This is a genomic window from Devosia sp. J20-27, assembly GCF_055808595.1.
In genome coordinates this window covers 1,299,982-1,319,509 of sequence record NZ_CM147875.1, presented here as the reverse complement: position 1 = coordinate 1,319,509, position 19,528 = coordinate 1,299,982, and the positions used below count along the sequence as shown (strand labels likewise).

Sequence of the window (19,528 nt, the reverse complement as noted above, 5' to 3'; positions counted from 1 at the left end):
TGTGTCCTCTGATGGGGTCGCTGCTCAGTGTCGAACGTTGGGAAGCACCATTGCCGCCTCGAAGCCGTCAGCGGCTCCAGGGGCAGGAGAGCTTAGCACGAGCGTTCCGCCGGCCTGCTCGAGGATCGAGCCGGCGATGGAGAGGCCGAGGCCACTGCCATCGGCCGTGGTTGCTCCGCGCACAAAGGGCTGACCGAGGCGAGCCAGTTCGGCTCCTTCGACCACGGCGCCGGCATTGCGGATACGCACTGTCGCGGCATCGTCGACGCGCACGAGCACCGGGCAGTCTTGTTCGCCGTGCTTGAGGGCATTCTCGACAAGATTGCGAACCGCTATGGCGAAGGCATCCGGATCGATGGGCGCCACCAGGCTCGCCGGTCCGCCGTCGAAGTGGACTCGTCCACGCCAGGTGCTGCTGGCATTGATGTCCGCGACCACCATAGTCAGCACCGGCAGCAGGTCGACCTCACGGTCGAGCTTGGCAAAACCTGCCTCGATACGGGCCATTTGCAGCAGCTTTTCCGACAACGTGGAGAGGCGCTTGAGCGCTGCCTCGATCTCCCGCAAGCGGCTTGAACCAGGTCCGCTTCCAAGCTCTGCGGCCAGCTGCTGCGTCTGGGCGAGGGCTCCCGCAATCGGAGTTCGCAGCTCGTGGGCGCTCCGCGCAGCAAACGAGCGCTCGGCGTCGAGCGCTGACTTCAGCCGGGACAGAAGGGCCCCGACCGCTTCGGCAATGGGGGCGAGCTCTGCCGGATGCCCGTCGGACCTGAGCGGTTGCAGATTGCGACTATCGCGCTGGCTGATGTCTCTGCGCAGCAACTCGAGCGGCCGCAGTGCCAGGCGCATGGCCAACCAAATCCCACCGGCCATCAGCGGCAAAAGGGCGAGAAGGGGCAGGCCCAACGCGGCGATGCTGTCGCGCAGGCCGTTCAGGCGACGGTCACTGGTCTCTACCACGAGGATAGAAAAGCCAGTGCGCGGATCAGCAAGGCCGAACGTACGTTGGCCGGCGATGTCCGCGAACCCGTTGGGGAGGTCATCCGGAAGGGAAATCTCACTGGAGTGCTCATCGCGCAGGACAACCTCCCCGGTTCGATCCTGTACGATGTAGGTAAAGGCGGGGTCGTGCGGCGTCGGCCTGGCCAGCAGTTTGTTATCGCCGTCCCCCGCATCATCGTCGTCATCGCTGACGATCAGGCGGCGGCTCCCGCGCTGTTCGCGCAGATCGTGCACGGCCAGGGGCAGCAGTCGCTGCGCACTTTGCTGCAGGCTGTCGTCATAGGCCTCGTTGAGTTCGTGTTGCATGACACCGACGGAAATGCCGGCCGCGGCGACCCACAACAGCGCCATACCGCCGGTCAGGCCGAAGGCAAGGCGGAGGGCAATCGATGGACGCCGCTTCACGCGTTCACCCGGTAGCCAAGACCACGGATGGTCTGGACGAAGTTCCTGCCAAGTTTCTTGCGAAGCCGGCTTACATAGACTTCGACGGCATTGCTCTCCACCTCGGCGCCAAAGGCGTAGAGCGAGTCCTCTATCTCGGACTTGGTAACGACCCCGCCGCGCCGAGCCAGCAGCCGTTCGAGCACGGCCCATTCACGTGCCGTGAGGCTGGCTTTCTCGCCGTTGACCACAGCTGTCCGTCTGCCCAGATCGACAGTCACCCCGGCCGCGGTGATCTCGGGTGCGGGGCTGCCGCCGTAGCGGCGTGCAACTGCTGCAATGCGCGCTCCCATCTCGGACAAGTCGAACGGCTTGACGAGGTAGTCGTCCGCTCCCGAGTTCAGTCCCTCGATCCGCACGGCGATCTGATCTTGCGCCGTGGTAATGATAACCGGCACGGTGTTGCCTTCCGCCCGCAAGCTCCTCAACAAGTCGAGGCCGCGGCCGTCAGGCAGGTTGAGATCGAGCAGCACCAGTTCGTACCGAACGCTCGCGAGAGACAGACGCGCATCATCGAGCCGCTGCATCCAATCGACCGCGTGCCCGCTGGACAGCACATGGTCGCGGATAGCGCCTCCCAGCACATGGTCATCTTCGATCAGCAGGACTCTCAAGCTTGATGCTCCCAGGCAGACCAATAGTGCCTGAACCTGACACCAGACTGAACAAGAAACCGACCGCTCTTCAGCCTCTCGTCAGCTTGGCATGATGCAAGTGCGGCATCGGACGAAAGAACAGGAGTGCCAAGGAATGAAGAAACTCGTCGCCATGCTGATGCTGGCAACCGCACTGATATCTCCCGGTATCGCGACGGCCGCAGAGGTCACCATTCAAACGTCCCTGGTACAGTACTCGGGCCACGCCGCATACCTTGCAATATACCTCGCCAATCCGGATGGCAGCTACAACTCGACGCTATGGGTCTCGGGACATAAGTCGAAATACTACGGCGACCTGCGCGGCTGGGCCCGTGCGGCCTCCAGTGGCGGATCGCTCAGTCTCGACGGCATCACCGGCGCCAGCGTTGGCGGCGGCGAGACGCTCACGGTTCAAGCCGCCCTGGCCGACACGCTTCTCGATGCCGGCTACACGATCCATGTGGACACCGCCGTCGAGAATGGCGGTCAGTATGCCGACGATGCGGTGATCGCGCTCACGTCTGCGCCGGCAATGGAGACCGGCAGCGGCTATGTGAACACCATCACTGTTGGTCGCTAGCAGGTTTCCCATGCGCAGCTTCCATTCGTTCGCGGGCCTTATAGGCGCGGTGCTCGTCGTCTTCATGGCAGCGACCGGGTTTGTCCTTTCGCTGCAACCGCTTGCCGATGCAGTGACGCGTCTTCCTGCGGCCGGAAACCCCAGCGTGGCGACAGTTGCCCAACAGGTGGCGCAGAACTTGCCCGGCGTAGAGCGACTGGTCCGCTCGGCCTCGGGCAAGCTCGTCGCCTATGCGATGGAGGGTGGGATCCGCAGCGCCCTCGTCATCGACCCCGAGACTGGCGCGGTGAAGGGCGCCTATGAGCCCTCGGCCTTTTTCAGCTTTTTCACCGACCTGCATCGCTCATTCTTGCTGGGCAGCTTCGGGCACGGCATGGCCGGCGTTTCCGCGCTCGCCATTGTTGCCCTGTCAGCCAGTGGCCTGCTGCTGCTGGTCGCCAAGCTGGGTGGTTGGCGCAAGCTCTTCACCAAGTCGCGTGGCAGAGGATCGCAGCGGCTGCATACCGACCTGGCGCGTATCGGGGTGCTCGTTCTGCTTCTGACCTCGATGACTGGTACCTATATGGCCGCGATCTATTTCGAGCTCTTGCCCGAGGGCACCGCGCAGGCATTCTCGTTCCCCCCAGCAAGCGCGGGCGATCCTCCGGAGCCCATCGAGTCCCTCGGCGCCCTCGCCTCCATCCCGTTCGCCGAGCTGCGCGAGCTGAGCTTTCCGGCGGTCGGGGATGTGACAGACGTCTTCACCGTGACCACCAACGCCGGACAGGGCTATGTCGACCAGGGCACCGGCGCAATGCTCTCGTTCGCGCCCAATGACGCGTGGCAGCAGGTCTACGAGTTCGTCTACCTGCTGCATACCGGTCAGGGTGCGCCGATGCTTGCGCTCGTCGTCGGGCTGGCGGCGCTGACCGTACCTCTGCTTGCAGTCACGGGCACGATCATCTGGTGGACGCGCCACCGCAACACGCCGCGCATCGCCGGCAGCGCGCCGTGGAGTGAAGCCGATACGATCGTGCTGGTCGGCAGTGAGGCCGGCAGCACCTGGGGCTTTGCCGCGACCCTGCACGGTGCCCTTCGGCAGCAGGGACGGCGTGTCCATGTTGCCGCCATGAACGATCTGCGCCGACGCTATCCCGCCGCCACCCGGCTGATCGTGCTGGCCGCCACCTATGGCGACGGCGCCGCGCCGGCCTCCGCCCGCCAGTTCCTCGCCCGCCTCGAGCGCCTCGGATCCAGCATGGAATTCGCCGTGCTGGGGTTCGGCGACCAGAGCTTTGCACGCTTCTGCGGCTATGCCGCCGACGTCGATGCCGCTCTCGACGCCAAGGGCTTTGCCCGCCTGCTCCCGCTCTATGGCGTCGACCGCCAGTCGGCCGGGCATTTCGCAGCATGGGGCAACCTGCTCGGCGAACAGCTTGGCCTGCCGTTGGCACTCAACCATGTCCCCGTTCTGCCACCGACCCGCAGCCTCGTGCTGGCCGAACGGGCCGTCTATGGCATGGAAGTGCAGGCACCTGTCGTGATTCTCCGCTTCGCCGCCACTCAGGGCAAGCGGACCTGGCTTGGCCGCCGGCTGCCGCATTTCGAGGTTGGCGACCTGGTCGGCATTGTGCCGCCCGGTAGCGATGTGCCGCGCTACTATTCCCTCGCGACGGCATCGCGGGATGGCGTCCTCGAAATCTGCGTACGCAAGCAGTCAGGCGGGCTGAGCTCGGAATTTCTTCACGCGCTGTCGCCCGGCGACGAGATCGAGAGCTTTATCCGACCCAACCCAGATTTCAGGCCCAGTCTGGGGCGCCGGCCGCTAGTCCTGATCGGAGCCGGGGCCGGGGTGGCTCCACTGGCCGGCTTCGTTCGCCAGAACCGCACGCACCGGCCCGTGCATCTGTTTTTCGGTGGCCGCGATCCGGCATCTGATTTCCTCTATCGCGACGACCTGCAGAGTGCCCTTCGAGACGGCCGCCTCACATCGCTGCACACCAGCTTTTCTCGCGTCATTGGTGGCGATTACGTGCAGACGCGACTGCTTGGAGAAGCCGAAACGCTGCGCCGCCTTGTCGGCCAGGGCGCCCAGATCATGGTCTGCGGCGGGCGTGACATGGCCAGAGGCGTGCGAGAGGCGATCGACGCCTGTCTGGCGCCGCTGGGGCTCTCCACCGACGGCCTCAAGCAGAGCGGGCGGTATCTCGAAGATGCGTACTGATCGATCCAGCCCGACCGCGACACCCGGTTTGCTCCACCGGCACGTCATTAGTGGCGCGACGATGGGCACGCGCTATTCCGCCGTGTTCTACGCCCCGGGGGGCGACGATCCCACCGAACTCGGCCACGCGCTGCTGGCAGCGGTCGATGCGGTCGACGACCAAATGTCCACCTGGAAGCCTGATTCAGACCTGATGCGGCTCAACCGCGCCCCGACCGGTAGGTGGTTCGACATCCCAACGCAGTTCTGCACTGTGCTGTCTGCCGCCCTTGAGATTGGTCGTCTGTCGGGTGGCGCCTTCGACATCGGCGTCGGCGACCTGATTTCGGCCTGGGGTTTTGGCAGCGGTCACGCGGCAGGCAGCCACGTACGAGCCCCTGTCGCAAAGGCCAGTTCCGGGCTGCCAGCACATCTCTGTCTCGACCTCGATCCGGCGCAGGGTCGGGTGCGCAGGAGGAGCGAGATCACCCTCGATCTCTCCGGTATCGCCAAGGGCTTCGGTGTGGACGAACTTGCCCACGTGCTGCACGCGCACGGTATCGGCCACTTCCTCGTTTCGATCGATGGCGAGCTCCGCGCGTCGGGTGGCAAGCCGGACGGCACGCCGTGGCGTGTCGCCGTTGAGAAGCCAAACGTTGGCAGCCGCGAGGCAGAGGGCGTCCTCGAACTAACCGATGGCGCCGTCGCCACGTCGGGCGACTATCGGCATTTCGTCGATATCGACGGCGTTCGCTATGCACATACCATCGACCCCCGTCGGCAGGAGCCGCTCTCCAACGGACCAGCCGCTGTCACCGTACTCGCCGAGACCTGCATGGCGGCCGACGCCTGGGCCACCGCTCTGCTCGTCTTGGGACCGGCCGCGGGCGGAGACATCGCATCACAACTGGGACTCGAGGCCCTGTTCATTGAACGGCCGCGCGACGGCACTTCGGACGAAGCCAGACGACCCCTCTCAACACAGGAGAACCAACCATGAGCATACCGACTATCCGACTAGCCATCGCCTTGTGCGGCCTGGGCGTGACACTGCCCGCCTCAGCGACCGACATCCGCGCCCAACTCACATCCGACCTCATATACAATCACTGCCGCACTGCCGGCGTCGGCAGCGAAACGGAGGGCACCTTTATGCTACCCAGCGGTCGCGTGACCGGAACCGTGCTCTGCACCGAAGCCGATCTTGCCGCATCGGCGATGAGGGCATCGGGAAAGCACCACGACGACGATCAAGGTCGCCACCATGACGCCGACGATGAGGACGACCGCGACGATGATCGGGACTGAACAGATGAGCCAGCGGCGGGCGTGTGAAGCTCTCGAGATCAATCGCTCGAACGAGCGTCAGTATTGAAGCACTTGGGCACCGGACTTGGAACTGCGGCAGCCATGAAGGCCGTCGCCTCGGAGCGCCGGCGGTTCGGCCGTCGACGCTTCCACGTAGTGCTGCAGCGCCAGGGCATCGGGGTGAGCTTCAAGAACCTCAGGGACTCAGGTCCCCCCCTGTTTCAATGCGCCCTGCGCAAATGCTGCTGGCAGCCGCGCGGGAGTCTGCGCGACCACTCGAGATAGAACTTCTGGTTTGCTTCACGCATTCGCCAACGGCCTGAGAGCAGAGGCCAAGCGAGTGGGAAACCGCGAATCAAGGGCTGGTGCTGTCTGGGGCCTTGGGGCGTCGCATGAACCGTCCGAACAGCAAGGGTGCAAGCACTCCGAATATCGCCAGACACCAGATGCCGATGGCTAACGGCGATCCCCAGAGGATGTCGAGGCTGCCATCGGAGATCGTCAATGCCCGCCGCAGGTTCTTTTCCATTTCATTGCCGAGCAGGATGCCAAGGATCACGGGCACCAAAGGCACATCGAGCTTGCGCAGGACGTAGCCGACAACCCCGAAAATGATCATGACTGTGAGGTCGAAGGTGGAGCCCGAAATCCCGTAAATGCCGACAAAGGAGATCATGGCCACGCCGGGCATGAGGTATTTCGACGGGATCTGCAGGACCCGCACAAAGAACCCGACCATCGGGACGTTCAGCAGCAGCAGCAGTATGTTGGCGATGAACAGCGCCGCGATCAGTCCCCAGACCACGTCGGGGTTCTGGGTGAAAAGCAGTGGTCCCGGGGTGATGTTGAGTGCCAGCAGCATGGCAAGTAGCACTGCCGTGGTGCCGGAGCCTGGCACGCCGAGCGCCAGCATCGGAATCAGCGCGCCGCCAGCCGAGGCGTTGTTTGCTGCCTCGGGAGCGGCTACGCCACGCGGGTCGCCTTTGCCGAATGTGTCGTTCTTGTTGCTGACGCGCTTTTCTACCGTGTAGGCGATAAACGAGCCGATCGAGGCACCGGCGCCAGGCAACACCCCGGCCAGGAAACCGATGATGGTGCCGCGCGTGATGGCGCCGCTGGATTGCTTGAGCATCTTGAGCGGCACAGTAACGCGGGCCAACTTGGTGTGGGCGCCTTCGGGAGCCTTGCCGGTTGCATGTTCGAGGAACAGCAGGACTTCCGAAATGGCGAAAAGTCCGACGATGGCAACGAGGAAGCTGATGCCGTCGTAGAGATGGATGTTGCCGAACGTGAGACGCGGCACGCCTGTCTGGTGGTCAACGCCAATCATGGCGATGCCAAGTCCGAGCGCGGCGCCAATGGCGGCCTTGGCCTGATTTTTGGCCGCCACGCCGCCGAGCGTGGCGAAAGCCAGGGTAAAGAGCGCGAAATACTCGGCAGGACCGAACAGCAGGGCTACCTTGACGAGTTGCGGTGCGAGGAAGACCAGGCCCCAGGTGGCGACGAACGCGCCGATGAAGGACGCTATCCCGGAGAGTGCCATCGCCTCACCTGCCTGCCCCTTCTGAGTCATCGGATAGCCGTCGAGCGTCGTCATAAGGGCTGGCTCGTCGCCCGGAATATTGAGCAGGATCGATGAGATGCGGCCGCCATACATGGCGCCGTAATAAACCGAGGTCAAAAGGATGAGGGCCGGAGCGGCCGGCAGACCCAATGTGAATGCCAGGGGAATGAGAATGGCGACGCCATTGGACGGGCCAAGACCGGGCAATGCCCCGATCATCGTACCGAGAACACAACCGATCAACGCGAGACCGAGGTTCTGCCAGGTCAGGGCAACCGCGAAACCGTCTACGAGACTTGCAAAGACGTCCATATCAGAAACCCCACGGTCCGATTGCGAGCGACAGTTTCAGGATCAGGCGGAAGATGACGAAAATGCCCACCGCTATGGAGACACCCGCAATCGCGGCTTTCAACGGCGTTGCACCGAGGCGCCAACTGAGCAGCCCGGCTGCGAACGAGGTGGAAATGACGAAGCCAACAATCGGGAGCGCGTAGGTATAGGCAACCATTACGGCGACGGCGAAGACGATCTCCAGGACGCGGCCAAAGGCCGGCCACGCGGGTTCGGGGTCGGGCCGCAGCAGTGGATAGAGTCCGGCGCCACCGAGCACGACACCGATCAAGATAGGGAAAGCCTGCGGACCCAGCGGATCAGACATGAAACCGATCTGAATCTGAGTTGAAAAGAGGATATAGAGCGCCGCAAGAACCACGCAGGCTCCGCCCAGAATTCTGTCACTCATCGGAGTTCCCACCCGCTGTCGCTAACGCTGGACACAACACCAGCGAGGATACGCCCGGCCGGCAGATTGCCGGCCGGGATACCATCAGACTACTGCAGAATGCCGATTTCGCGGCTGAGCCTTTCGGTATCGTCGATCTGACCTTTGACGAAGGTCTGGAACTCGGCGCCCGAACTCTCAAGCGGCATCAGGCCATTGGAAGCCATCGTCTCCTTCCACTCGGCGCTGTCGTAAATCTTCTTGATCGCATCAACCCAGAAGGCGTAGGCGTCGTCGCTGATATTGCCCGGGGCATAGAAGCCGCGCCAGTTGGCACCTACTGCGTCAATGCCCTGCTCCATGGCAGTGGGAAAGCTCTTGAAGTCGTCTCCCGGCAGGCGGTCCTTCGCGAGGACGGCGAGGATCCGGATATCGCCGGAGTCCGAGAAACCCTTGGCTTCCGAAATGTCTCCGGTGAAGGCCTGAACGTGCCCGCCGAGCAGTTGAGTGACGGCTTCGCCACCGCCTTCGAAAGCAACGTACTTGATGGTGCGGGCGTCATCGATACCAGCCGCCTTGGCGGCGATCAGCACTTTGAGGTGATCCCAACCACCGACGGCCGAGCCACCGGCGAAGGCGATCGAACCGGGATCCGCCTTGATGGCATCGAACAACTCGGGCAGCGAACTGATCGGCGAATCCTTGGCCACGGCGATAATGCCGTAATCAGCGCCGACGGCGCCGACCCACTTGACCTGATCCATGTTGGCACCGGGAAAGGCGCCCTGAGCCAGGCGGGTCGATGTCGCCGAGGAGGCGGCGACGATCAGATTGTCATCCGTGTCGTGCTTGGCAACGACTTCGGCAAAGGCAACACCGCCACCGCCACCCGCCAGGTTAGTCACCTGCATGGGATTGGGGATGATCTTCTGGTCATAGAGTGCCTTGCCGATCTGTCGGCAGGTGAAATCCCAGCCGCCGCCAGCGCCGGCCGGGGCGATGCATTCAGTGTTTGTCGGCTCAAAGGCCGACGGTGCGCCAACAAAGGCGAAGGCAGCGATAAGCGCAGCGGCTCCAGCCGCAACGAGCTTTCTCATGAAGTCCTCCCAGAGTTTCCTCACGCACGTTTTCCGTGCGAATGTCGTCGACCTTAGGCCGCCAAACTGTCACCAAGCTGTCACGGTCCGGGAGGAGAGAAAGTGAGAATCCTTGTCGTGGAGGACACGGAGGATGTGGCCGATGCGATCCTGTCGCATTTTGGGCGCCGTGGTGATGTCTGCGATCATGCCGCGACACTGGCCGACGCCGAGCACTTTGCCAGCCTTGATCCGTATGACCTGGTCATCCTGGACATCAACCTGCCCGACGGATCCGGCATGGCGTTTCTTCGCCACCTGCGAACCAGAAAGGATAGCGTGCCGGTCCTCATCCTGACGGCACGTCTGCAGGTCGATGACAAGATCGACGCGCTCGATTTCGGGGCTGACGACTATCTCGTCAAACCTTTTGATCTGCGAGAGCTTGAGGCCCGCGCCCGCGCTATTACGCGACGACAGCACGGGTCCAGCGAATCGGCATTCGAGGCCGGAAATTTGAGCTGCAATTTCGCCAGCCGGACCGTGGTGGTCAGCGGGCAACAGGTGGACCTGACGCGCCGCGAATTTGTGCTCCTGGAAGCCTTTCTGCAAAATCTTGATCGCGTGCTGGACAAGGACGAGCTCTATTCGAGGCTCTTCGGCCTTACCGGAGAGGCTGGCCTGAATGCCATCGAGGTCTATGTGGCACGGCTCCGCCGCAAGCTTGGCGATGCCGATCTGCAGATCAAGACGCTTCGCGGCCTCGGGTATCAGGCCAAGACGACCGGCGGCCGCCCTTGAACGTGCAGGTCCTCACATCCCGCCCTACGGCTTCGATCGCCTACCGCCTGGGGCTGGCCATGGCGACAATTCTCGCGCTGGTCATCTTTGGCACACTCGCTGCCGCCAATCGCTTCGGCGAAGCCGCCGCCGACCAGGCCTTTGACCGGCTGTTGCGCGGCGCTGCCCTGCAGATTGCCGAACGAGTCACCGTGGCGGATGGCGATGCTGTGGTCGACCTGCCGGTGTCCGCCTTCGAACTGCTGTCTCTGGCAAGGTCAGACCGGGTATATTATCGCGTCATCGGTCCAAATGGCGCGACGATCACGGGCTACGAGGACCTGCCGCTGCCGGTGCGAGATCCGGGAGATTTCGCGGTATACAACGCCGCGTACAAGGGCGCCTCGGTGCGCGTCGCGTTTCTGACCCGCAGGCTGGCGGAGCGAGGGGTTAGCGGTTCGGTGCGCATCCTCGTCGCCCAGACGCTGGAGGAGCGGGGAGCCCTGGCCAATCAGATCGTCACCCAGGCCGTCGGTACCATCGCGGCCGCAGGCATCGCACTTGTCCTGCTGGCCATCGTGATCGTGCGCATTGCGCTGCGTCCCCTGGCGCGAGTGGAGCAGGCCATCCTGACGCGCAACGTCAACGATCTGTCGCCTATCGACGTCCCCGCCCCGGCCGAGGTTGCGGTGCTGCTCGAAGCGGTCAACCGGTTCATGGGACGATTGCAGCGCCGGCTCGACGCGATGCAGAATTTCGTCGCTGATGCGGCTCACCAAATTCGCACGCCGATCACAGCGTTGCGAGCGCAGGCGCAGTTGGCGCTCGACGAGACCGACCCGAGAAAGCTCGAGCGTTTGCACCGACGCATCTATGCGCGCAGCGTCGGCCTTGGGCGACTGGCAGACCAGTTGCTCAGTCAGGCGCTGATCTCGCATCGCGCCGAAACCATCCCGCTCGAGTCCGTGGATCTCCGTCGCGCGGCGCTGGAGGCAGAGCGGGAATTGCGCGCCATGGGTACGCAGCCCGTGGAGATGGATTTGCCAGACGAGGAGGTGATGGTGATGGGCGACCTGATCGGGCTGCGCGAGGCCCTGAAGAACCTCCTCAACAACGCAATCAAGCACGGCGTTGCGCCCATTCGCATCAAGGTGCGCAAGGATTTGGCCGGTGTCGCCTGCGTGACGGTTCACGATTGCGGCGCGGGCATTCCCGCCAAAGTCAGAACGCGGATCGGGGAGCGCTTCACCGCTGATGGCATCAGTCCGGAAAGCGCGGGGTTGGGTCTATCGATTGCGGCGGCGGTGGCAGCGTCTCATGGCGCGAACCTTCTCCTGCACCAGCCTGCCGATGGCGGTTTCGAAATCGGCCTGCAGTTTCCTGCGGTTGTTCGATGATCCGCCCGCTTGCAATCGGGCTGCTGGTCCTCTCATCGACCGTGGCCACAGCGGCCGAGACTGACTTTCCGGCCCTCAGAAGCGAGGCGCGAGCCTTGCGCATCGAAAGCACGACGGACCTGGCTGTGTTCGCACCCATTGTGGCGGCTTTTCAGGAGCTGTGGCCGGACGTGTCGATCACCTATGACGAGGTCACCACCAATGAACTCAATGGTCTGGTGGCCGCTGGATGCGAGAGCGAAACCTACGTAGCCGACCTCGTGATCAGTTCGTCGGTTGACCAGCAACTCAAACTGGTCAATGATGGCTGCGGACTGGCAGTGGGAGATGTCGCGCCGGGGCGACTGCCAGATTGGGCGCAGTGGCGGGACGAACTCTTCGGACTGACGTTCGAGCCTGCGGTGATCGTCTACAACCGCGCAGCGTTTGCTACCCGTGCTGCACCGTCGAGCCGCTTTGACCTTATCGATCTGTTGCGCGATGGTTCCGAGTTCAGCGGCAAGGTCGGGACCTACGACATCGAGACCTCAGGCGTGGGTTACCTGCTGGCCTTCCAGGACGCGACGCAGGCCACCACCTGGGGGCGTCTGGTCGAAAGCTTGGGACGCAACTCAGTCCAGTTATTCTGCTGCACTGCTGAAATCCTCGACCGCGTGGCAGATGGCCGGCTGCTGATTGGCTACAACGTGCTGGGGTCCTATGCGCTGGCGAAGGCGGAAGACGATCCGAGAATTGGTGTCGTTCTGCCAAGCGACTACACCCTGGTGCTCTCTCGAGCGGCGTTCGTGTCGCGCCACGGACAAAATCCAGAAATGGCAAAGGCATTCCTGGATTTTCTCTACTCACCCGAGGGCACCAATCTGCTCGCCGGGTCATCCCGCCTGTTCTCGCCGGTGAACGGCGCCGACGATCTGTTTGCCATCGGTCAATTTGGTGGCAGCGACCCTCAGTCGCTTCGGCCAGTTCCCTTTACACCAGCATTGCTGGTTGGACTGGATCAGGCAAAACGCCGCCTGTTTCTGGAGCAGTGGCGGGCCGCCCTCCCAACCGATACTGATATTGAGAAAAGCAAATCTGTGGTCTCCAGCCATTTCTTTGAGCTAGGAGCGGTCGAGAGTTCGAACTAGGCGGGGCGTTGGCGTTGTGACGAAAACGTCCTCATGAGCTGCTGCCGGTTTTGAGGACACCGAGTTAAGGTGTTTTTGGAACTGGAGAGTTTTGATGGAGAGACGCAAGTTCAGCCGGGAGTTCAAGCTCGAGGCTGTCAGGCTGGTCAAGGAACGGCGCGTTGCGGTGGCGCAAGCGGCCCGTGACCTGGACCTGCATGAAAACGTTTTGCGCAAATGGGTGCGGGAGCTGTCTGCCGATCCGCAGCAGGCCTTTCCCGGTCATGGGCAGCTCAAGCCAGAGCAGCTCGAGATCGAGAAGCTGCGCCGCGAAGTCGCCAAGCTCAAGGCGGAGCGCGATATCCTAAAAAAAGCCGCGGCCTACTTCGCCAGGGACTCGATATGAGGTTCTCGTTTGTGGCGAAGCACCGAGTTATCTGGCCGGTCTCGTGGATCTGCGGGGCGCTCGGTGTGTCTCGCTCGGGCTTCCATGCCTGGCTCAACCGCTCGCCGAGTCGACGGGCTCAGTATGACGAGGTGCTCGTCGCCGGGATCCGGTCAAGCTTTGCTGGCAGCGATCGCACCTATGGTGCCCGGCGGGTCTGGCACGATGTGTTGGCCGAAGGGCTCGATGCCGGTCTGCATCGCATCGAGCGGCTGATGCGCCAGGAAGGCGGGCGGGCGCGTCCCCGCCGGCGTGAACTGCCCAAGGATGCAGGTCAGCGTCATGCCGTGTCGCCCAACATCCTGGACCGGGCGTTCGTGGCATCGGCGCCGAACCAGAAGTGGATCGCCGACTTCACCTACATCTGGACGGCCCAGGGCTGGCTGTATGTGGCGGCGGTGGTCGACCTCTACTCCCGCCGGGTGGTGGGCTGGTCGATGAGCGCGTCGATGGCCGCTCAACTGGTGACCGATGCGCTGATCATGGCCATCTGGCGTCGCGGCAAGCCTGACAGCCTGCTGCACCACTCCGACCAGGGCAGCCAATATACGTCCGAGCAGTTCCAGAGGCTGATGGCCGATCACGGCATAACCTGCTCGATGAGCCGGTCCGGAAACGTCTGGGACAATGCGGCGATGGAGAGCTTCTTCTCATCGCTCAAGACCGAACGCACCGCAGCCAAGGTCTATCGCACCAGGGACGATGCCAAGGCCGATGTGTTCGACTATATCGAGCGCTTCTGCAACCCGAGGCGTCGACACTCGACGCTGGGCTACCTCAGCCCCGTCGAATACGAAGAGCAAGCCAAGCGAGCCTAACTTCGTGTCCACCGAACCGGCAGCAGCTCATCAGGCACGTGCTTAGCATTGAAGTGCTTAGCACCGTTGGAGAGAACCGAGCGGATTTCGTCCACCAGGGATGTGTGGCGGTCGGGTGCCGCCGAGCGCAAAGGTGAGTTCAGCCGCGGTGTCGGCGATGAGCCGCCCAAGCCTGGGCATGCGGTCGGGGGTGCATACGGCTGGCTATGGACCGCTTTAGGTCACTTTCAGCCCAGTGCCTCATCGCGATGTGTCGGCTTGCCTTTGAATGTCCCCATTAGCGGACGGTCGCCACCGCCCCCATATCCGCCAGTGCGATTGCGCAAGGCAATGACCGCTTGTGGCGCTTCGCCGACGGCGATTATATGATCATCGGCGAAGCCAGCTTGGATCAGATCTCAGTTGCCTCAGACAGCGACAAGGCATCATCCACGTCCACGCCAAGGTAGCGAACCGTGTTTTCGATCTTGCTGTGCCCGAGTAAGATCTGGATGGCTCGCAGGTTGCCAGTGGCCTTGTAGATCAAAGACGCCTTGGTTCGACGCAGGGAATGAGTTCCGTATTCTTCCGGCGTCAGGCCAATGGCTGTCACCCATTCGTCGACGAGCCTTGCGTATTGACGTGTGCTTAGGTGGTCATTGGGATGAACACGGCTGGGGAAGGCGAAATCTTCGACACTGCCGCCTCGTCGTTCAAGCCAAGCGAGCAGGCTGGCTCTCGTGTCTGACGTGATCTCAAACTGAACGGGCCTTCCCGTCTTCTGCTGGATCACCATCGATCGAGTGCGGATAGCAGGTCCGGCCACGAGCGTGCCAATCTTGATTTTCACCAAATCACAGCCTCGAAGCTTGCTGTCGATTGCGAGGTCGAAGAGCGCCCGGTCGCGCATTCTGCCTTCCCGATCCAGAAAGAACCGGATTGACCAAATCTGCCTGACTTTCAGAGCACGCTTGGCGCCAACCTGCCGGCCAGCATTCCACGCGGGCCTTCCTGCTGCAGCGGGGTCGTATTGTGAGATACCCATTACATTTCTCCTGTGGCCGAAACGGCCGCAGGAGAAATGATTGTGGCAAGGTCGCGGATGGCAGTTGCCGACCCCGTTCCTGCCATTCGCGGTCGAAGCCCTGAATCCTGAAAGTGGACACCTAGCCGGGCGGCAGATTTGTATTTGCTGAGTCGGCGGCGGTCACTGCGGCGTTTGGTGCTCCATTCGCTGCTGAAAAAGAGCCAAAGGGCGCTCACTGGCGCCCTTTGTGTTCAGATGGGTGATGGTCAGCTTCTAGAACTCGTTCCAGTCCTGCTTCACTGCGGCATTGCCGTGGCTGATATAGGCCTTAGCCGCCAGCTTGACCTTGTCCTGCAACCCCTTGATGCCCATGTGCTGCGACGGTGCACTCGGTGCGCTTGTCCGGCTCGGTCGACCATTGTCTTCGAGCACGAAGATATCCACGATCCGGTCTAGTTCGCTGGCCTGGCTCTCGGTCTGCTCGATGGCCGCATTGGTCTGTTCTACCAATGCCGCATTGTGCTGGGTCATCTCGTCCATTTGCCGCACGGCAACATTGACCTCCTCGATCGAGGACGCCTGTTCCTTGCTGTCTCGGGCAATGGCCTCCATCACCAGGCTGTTGGCACGGATCCCTTCGAGAATGGCTTCCAGCTTGCTGGCGGCCTCTGCCACCAGCTTGGAGCCTCCCGCCACCTCGGTGGTGCTCTGTTCAATCAGAACCTTGACGTCCGAGGACGCAGAAGCCGCTGACTGCGCTAGCCGCCGCACTTCCACGGCCACCACAGCAAAGCCCTTGCCAGCGTCACCGGCCCGCGCCGCTTCCACCGAGGCGTTCAGTGCCAGTAGATTGGTCTGGAAGGCGATATCGTCGATCAGCCCGATAATGTTGGAAATCTTGGACGAGGAACTGGTAATCAGCTCCATCGCCCCGGTCGCCTGGGTCATCACCACGCCGCCTTCTTCGGCGGTGCGCGATACGGCCTGTGATTTGACGCTGGCGTCCTGCGCCTTGTTGGCATTGGCCAGCACGGTGGACGCCAGTTGCTCCATGGTCGCAGAGGTTTCCTCGATGGTCGCCGCCTGCTTGGTGGTTCGCTCGCTCAGATCATTTGCACCTGCCAGAATTTCGCCGGTCGCCGAACGCACGCCGCGCGAGGTCTTGCGCAGCTGGCCCACAATGTCTGTAAGCTTGTCGGCTACAGCATTGACGTCGTTCTTGAGTTTGTTGAATGCGCCTTCATAGCTGCCTTCCACCCGCAGCGTCAGGTCGGTCTGAGCAAGGGCATCCAACACGGCCCCGGTTTCGTCCATGCCACGTTCCACAGTGGCAACCAGCTTATTCACCCCGTCAGCGAGGTCGTTCAGTTCTGCGTCGGGGAAGTTCGCCTCAACGCGCCGAGAAAAATCGCCAGCCACTGAGGCGTCCACTACAGAGCCGAAGGCATCACGCAATTCTTCCATCATGGCGCGCCGCGAGGCGGTCGAAGCCAGCGCCTGCGCTGCTTCAGCCTCAGTCATCGCTGCGACCTTCAGGCCATTCTGACGGAATGTTTCGGCGGCCCGCGCGATACGGCCGATTTCGTCCCGATCGCCTGCAGAAGGAACCTTGAACGTGTAGTCGCCCGATGCCACTGCGATCAGTGCCCGCTCCATCGCGGTGAGGCGCCCAGAGACGGTACGAATGATCACCAGGGCAGCGAGGCCGACTGCCAATGCGCTGATCAACGCCATGACGATCATGGCAATATTCAATATGCCGAACATATCCTGCGCCTTGGCATATTCGGAACGCGCAACATTGACCTGTAGATCGACCAGCTTGCTGACATCATTGCTAATGGGATCGATTGCAGGATAGAGCGCGTTGGTGATGAATGCTTCCAAGCCCGGCATGTCGCCTGCCTGAAGCAACTGGCGCAGCTCTGTCATCGCCGGCGCAGCCGCGGCCATGACTTCGGAGCTGTGAGTGACGAGAACTTGTTCATCCGCTGTAAGGCTTGTCGCCAGATAGGCAGACCATTCTTTACCGACGGCGGACTCTGCTGCCTGCATGCTTTCCAGTCCAGTCGCAAAGGTAATCGAGCCGGCGCGGACCTTGTGGGCATTGTCCACGATCGACACCGCATAGCCGTCAGCCACTAGCTTGAGTTGCGCAAGCGGTTCAACGCGATCGGCAATAACTGAGCCCATGCTGGCATTGACCGAGGAAAGTGTTGAGTAGGAAGCGACGATAAGGAGAAGGATAATTAGGCTCAGAACCCCGAGCGATACAGCAAGTTTTGTTCTAATCGACATAGACGATGCTCGTTGCCGTCACGCCCGGGTATCTGGCGCACCGGCAGGCACCAGTGGCTATGAGATCTTTTCCGCTGCGCATTCCCTTTCGACAGCGGGCCGATTGCGCCGTTCCAGCGACAATCGGTAATTATATTCCTCGAAGGAAGTTAAGAAAGGGTTGGCCGAATTCGGCGAACGTCAGGCCCCCGCGTCACCAAAGACACGGCCAAAGACCCGCATGCACAGATGTGAATTCAGCTACGGTTGAAAGTACGCGCCACAGCGGAGTTCGACCCCGCCGAGATGAATGCCTGCTATTCGCGTTACTTTCGCCCAAAGCCGCCATTCCGGAATCCACCCCGTTGTTGCCATCGCCGCGACGGGAGCGGCCAGTCCGCTTTAGGTAATCCAAACGGCCACCTGGATGGCAGGAATGGGGCGCGATGCGGAAGGGCAGGGTAGGGGCCGGAAGCGGTCAGTCTGCTTTCATGCTCTAAAATGCTATAGTTGCCATCGTCAGGAAACCGGCCGGAGAGTGCTGACCGCTTGGCAGCGGCTCGCCGACGAAAGTCAAGTTGTTCGTGCAAGCCGCCCGACCATCTCGATGCCCGGGCCGGTCCTTGACCTTACATCAGCGATCCGCAGCGGCATCCGACATCGTTGATACATCCGGCAAGGGAACATCCAGCCTGATGCTGAACTCCGAACCGTCAGCGGTGACAACGGTGCCATTCCACTTCTTCTCAATAAGGGCACTGATGAGCTTGGAGCCAAATCCGCTCCCCGCTTCTTTCGTTGTCTCTGTTCGTTGAGGATCGGTCCAGTTGAATCGGAACATCAGTGAGCCATCGACCTGGTGCAGGGTTTCCCACTGGATGGATACTTGTCCGAAATCGCTTCCGAGCGTCCCGTATTTTACTGAATTGGTTGCCAGCTCGTGGAGCACCAACCCCAGATCAAAGCACAGCTCCGGGGCGAGCAGGATGTCGCGGCCCGCCGCAGCAAACTGTTCCCTGAACGGCTTGAGCGTCTCATCGACCATCTCGGCAAAGCGGGTCGAGCCCCAGCCGGCGCGGGCGACGACATAGTTCGATCGGGCGAGGGCACTCAGGCGCTCGCTGAAGGATTTTCTGGCGTGGTGAACGTCAGCGTCGGCGCGAAACGTCTGGCTGGCGATGCTGTTGACCAGTTGCAGCATATTACCCGCGCGATGCGCCATTTCGCGGATGAGCAGCGCCTGGTGATCGGAGGCCGATTTCTGCCTCGCTGAGCCCGCTACGATGTTGGCCAGAGACTGCAGGAACTGGGCGTCGGTCTGATCGGACTCCCGCACGTCACGTGTGTGTATGCCGAACACGCCAAACGGTCGCGTGCCGGAGCCAGGAATGACAACCGAGATGCCGCTCCGAACCTGATGGTCCGTCAGAAGCTGCGGCCCATCAAACCGCGTCTCGGTTCGCAGGTCTCTGACGATAACCGGATCGCCAGTCGATAGCGTGAAACCTGCCTGTGAGGCGCGCTCAGTCCCGACATGCGCTTTGCAGACGAGGCCATCGGCCCACCCAACTCCTGCCTGAAAGACGAGATGATCGGCGCTGTCCGAGAACTGCAATATCTTGGTGAGCGGAGCTTGCAGGACCTCTGCGGCGAGCTGGACTGCGCCATCCAGGACTTTTGAGAAGTTGGTTTCGCCGAGCGCGAAAGAACCGAAGGTTGCGATCGCGCTTTGTTGTGCAAGACGGCGTCGCAGTTGTTGGTCGCCCAGCACCCGCTCGGTCACGTCGACACACGTGCCGGTGAGATATCTGGAACCGTCAGGTGCTACGGCGATCCCGCCACAAGTCTCGATCCACAAATCGGGTTCCCCCTTGCGTGGAGCCGTTCGATAGATTGTGCGGTAAGCGGCCCCCGACTTGATGCTGGCTGATATCTTCTCCAAGACGCCTCCCGCGTCTTCAGGATGCAGGTCGCGTTGAAAGCTCGCGAGGGTGCCGTCGAATGAACCTGGCGCCAGTTGGTGAATTTCTTCGAGGTTACGGGTCCAGCTGAGTTGGCCGCTGTCAATTTTCCAGCGCCAGACTCCCACTCCGCCAAGGTGCAACCCTTCCTGCAGACACTCTGACTCGACGAGAAAACCTGCAGTCTCTAGCTCACCCATGAACTCGCTCACCCTCCCCGAAG

16 protein-coding genes are annotated in these 19,528 nt (G+C 62.1%); 8 read left to right on the top strand and 8 right to left on the bottom strand.

Translation table 11 applies throughout. From position 1 onward, the window contains the following. Positions 1-24: 24 nt before the first annotated feature. Both AC0L4C_RS06500 and AC0L4C_RS06495 read right to left on the bottom strand, forming a co-directional pair. Positions 25-1,404: a sensor histidine kinase gene (locus AC0L4C_RS06500; protein WP_473402812.1), complete on the bottom strand. Its 1,380-nt coding sequence runs from the start codon at positions 1,402-1,404 to the stop codon at positions 25-27. Then, positions 1,401-2,057: a response regulator transcription factor gene (locus tag AC0L4C_RS06495; protein WP_473402811.1), complete on the bottom strand. Its 657-nt coding sequence runs from the start codon at positions 2,055-2,057 to the stop codon at positions 1,401-1,403. Before AC0L4C_RS06495 ends, AC0L4C_RS06500 begins: the two co-directional genes overlap by 4 nt. A gap of 136 nt (positions 2,058-2,193) precedes the next feature. Here AC0L4C_RS06495 and AC0L4C_RS06490 point away from each other — a divergent pair, with 136 nt between their 5' ends. From AC0L4C_RS06490 to AC0L4C_RS06475, 4 genes are all read left to right on the top strand, one after another. Then, the gene (locus AC0L4C_RS06490; RefSeq protein WP_473402809.1) at positions 2,194-2,661 is read left to right on the top strand and encodes a DUF2271 domain-containing protein; all 468 of its coding nucleotides are present in this window, start codon (positions 2,194-2,196) and stop codon (positions 2,659-2,661) included. Between the two features lie 10 nt (positions 2,662-2,671). After that, on the top strand, positions 2,672-4,864 hold the full coding sequence (locus AC0L4C_RS06485; RefSeq protein ID WP_473402808.1) for a PepSY domain-containing protein: 2,193 nt from the start codon (positions 2,672-2,674) through the stop codon (positions 4,862-4,864). Positions 4,865-4,925: 61 nt separating this feature from the next. Further along, positions 4,926-5,843 carry an FAD:protein FMN transferase gene (locus AC0L4C_RS06480; RefSeq protein ID WP_473402807.1) on the top strand — a complete coding sequence of 306 codons (918 nt, stop codon included), beginning with the start codon at positions 4,926-4,928 and terminating at the stop codon, positions 5,841-5,843. Continuing rightward, on the top strand, positions 5,840-6,151 hold the full coding sequence (locus tag AC0L4C_RS06475) for a hypothetical protein (protein WP_473402806.1): 312 nt from the start codon (positions 5,840-5,842) through the stop codon (positions 6,149-6,151). The genes AC0L4C_RS06480 and AC0L4C_RS06475 overlap by 4 nt, the downstream gene beginning before the upstream one ends. A gap of 355 nt (positions 6,152-6,506) precedes the next feature. Here the strand turns inward: AC0L4C_RS06475 and AC0L4C_RS06470 are convergent, their stop codons facing one another. From AC0L4C_RS06470 to AC0L4C_RS06460, 3 genes are all read right to left on the bottom strand, one after another. Then, complete coding sequence (locus tag AC0L4C_RS06470) at positions 6,507-8,027, bottom strand: tripartite tricarboxylate transporter permease (RefSeq protein WP_473402805.1); 1,521 nt, start codon at positions 8,025-8,027, stop codon at positions 6,507-6,509. A 1-nt stretch (position 8,028) separates the two neighbouring features. Next, positions 8,029-8,460, bottom strand: a complete 432-nt coding sequence (locus tag AC0L4C_RS06465) for a tripartite tricarboxylate transporter TctB family protein (protein WP_473402804.1) — start codon at positions 8,458-8,460, stop codon at positions 8,029-8,031. Positions 8,461-8,549: 89 nt separating this feature from the next. Beyond that, entirely contained in the window at positions 8,550-9,536 is a 987-nt protein-coding gene (locus AC0L4C_RS06460) for a Bug family tripartite tricarboxylate transporter substrate binding protein (protein ID WP_473402803.1), read from the bottom strand. A gap of 102 nt (positions 9,537-9,638) precedes the next feature. Here AC0L4C_RS06460 and AC0L4C_RS06455 point away from each other — a divergent pair, with 102 nt between their 5' ends. The 4 genes from AC0L4C_RS06455 (at position 9,639) to AC0L4C_RS06440 (ending at position 14,061) form a co-directional block, all read left to right on the top strand. Beyond that, complete coding sequence (locus tag AC0L4C_RS06455) at positions 9,639-10,316, top strand: response regulator (protein WP_473402802.1); 678 nt, start codon at positions 9,639-9,641, stop codon at positions 10,314-10,316. Positions 10,317-10,375: 59 nt separating this feature from the next. After that, complete coding sequence (locus AC0L4C_RS06450) at positions 10,376-11,692, top strand: sensor histidine kinase (protein ID WP_473402801.1); 1,317 nt, start codon at positions 10,376-10,378, stop codon at positions 11,690-11,692. Next, the gene (locus AC0L4C_RS06445; RefSeq protein ID WP_473402800.1) at positions 11,689-12,819 is read left to right on the top strand and encodes an ABC transporter substrate-binding protein; all 1,131 of its coding nucleotides are present in this window, start codon (positions 11,689-11,691) and stop codon (positions 12,817-12,819) included. The genes AC0L4C_RS06450 and AC0L4C_RS06445 overlap by 4 nt, the downstream gene beginning before the upstream one ends. Positions 12,820-12,913: 94 nt before the next feature. After that, a protein-coding gene (locus tag AC0L4C_RS06440; protein WP_473402799.1) for an IS3 family transposase occupies positions 12,914-14,061 on the top strand; the annotation gives its coding sequence in 2 pieces (ribosomal slippage) (positions 12,914-13,172 and positions 13,172-14,061; 1,149 coding nt in all). Between the two features lie 391 nt (positions 14,062-14,452). Here the strand turns inward: AC0L4C_RS06440 and AC0L4C_RS06435 are convergent. From AC0L4C_RS06435 to AC0L4C_RS06425, 3 genes are all read right to left on the bottom strand, one after another. Further along, a complete protein-coding gene (locus AC0L4C_RS06435) occupies positions 14,453-15,085 on the bottom strand; it encodes a tyrosine-type recombinase/integrase (protein ID WP_473402798.1) in 633 nt (210 codons plus the stop codon). Between the two features lie 255 nt (positions 15,086-15,340). Beyond that, on the bottom strand, positions 15,341-17,365 hold the full coding sequence (locus tag AC0L4C_RS06430; RefSeq protein WP_473402797.1) for a HAMP domain-containing methyl-accepting chemotaxis protein: 2,025 nt from the start codon (positions 17,363-17,365) through the stop codon (positions 15,341-15,343). Positions 17,366-17,978: 613 nt separating this feature from the next. After that, positions 17,979-19,505 (bottom strand): sensor histidine kinase, encoded by a 1,527-nt coding sequence (locus tag AC0L4C_RS06425; RefSeq protein ID WP_473402796.1) that lies wholly within the window; start codon positions 19,503-19,505, stop codon positions 17,979-17,981. Positions 19,506-19,528 lie beyond the last annotated feature (23 nt).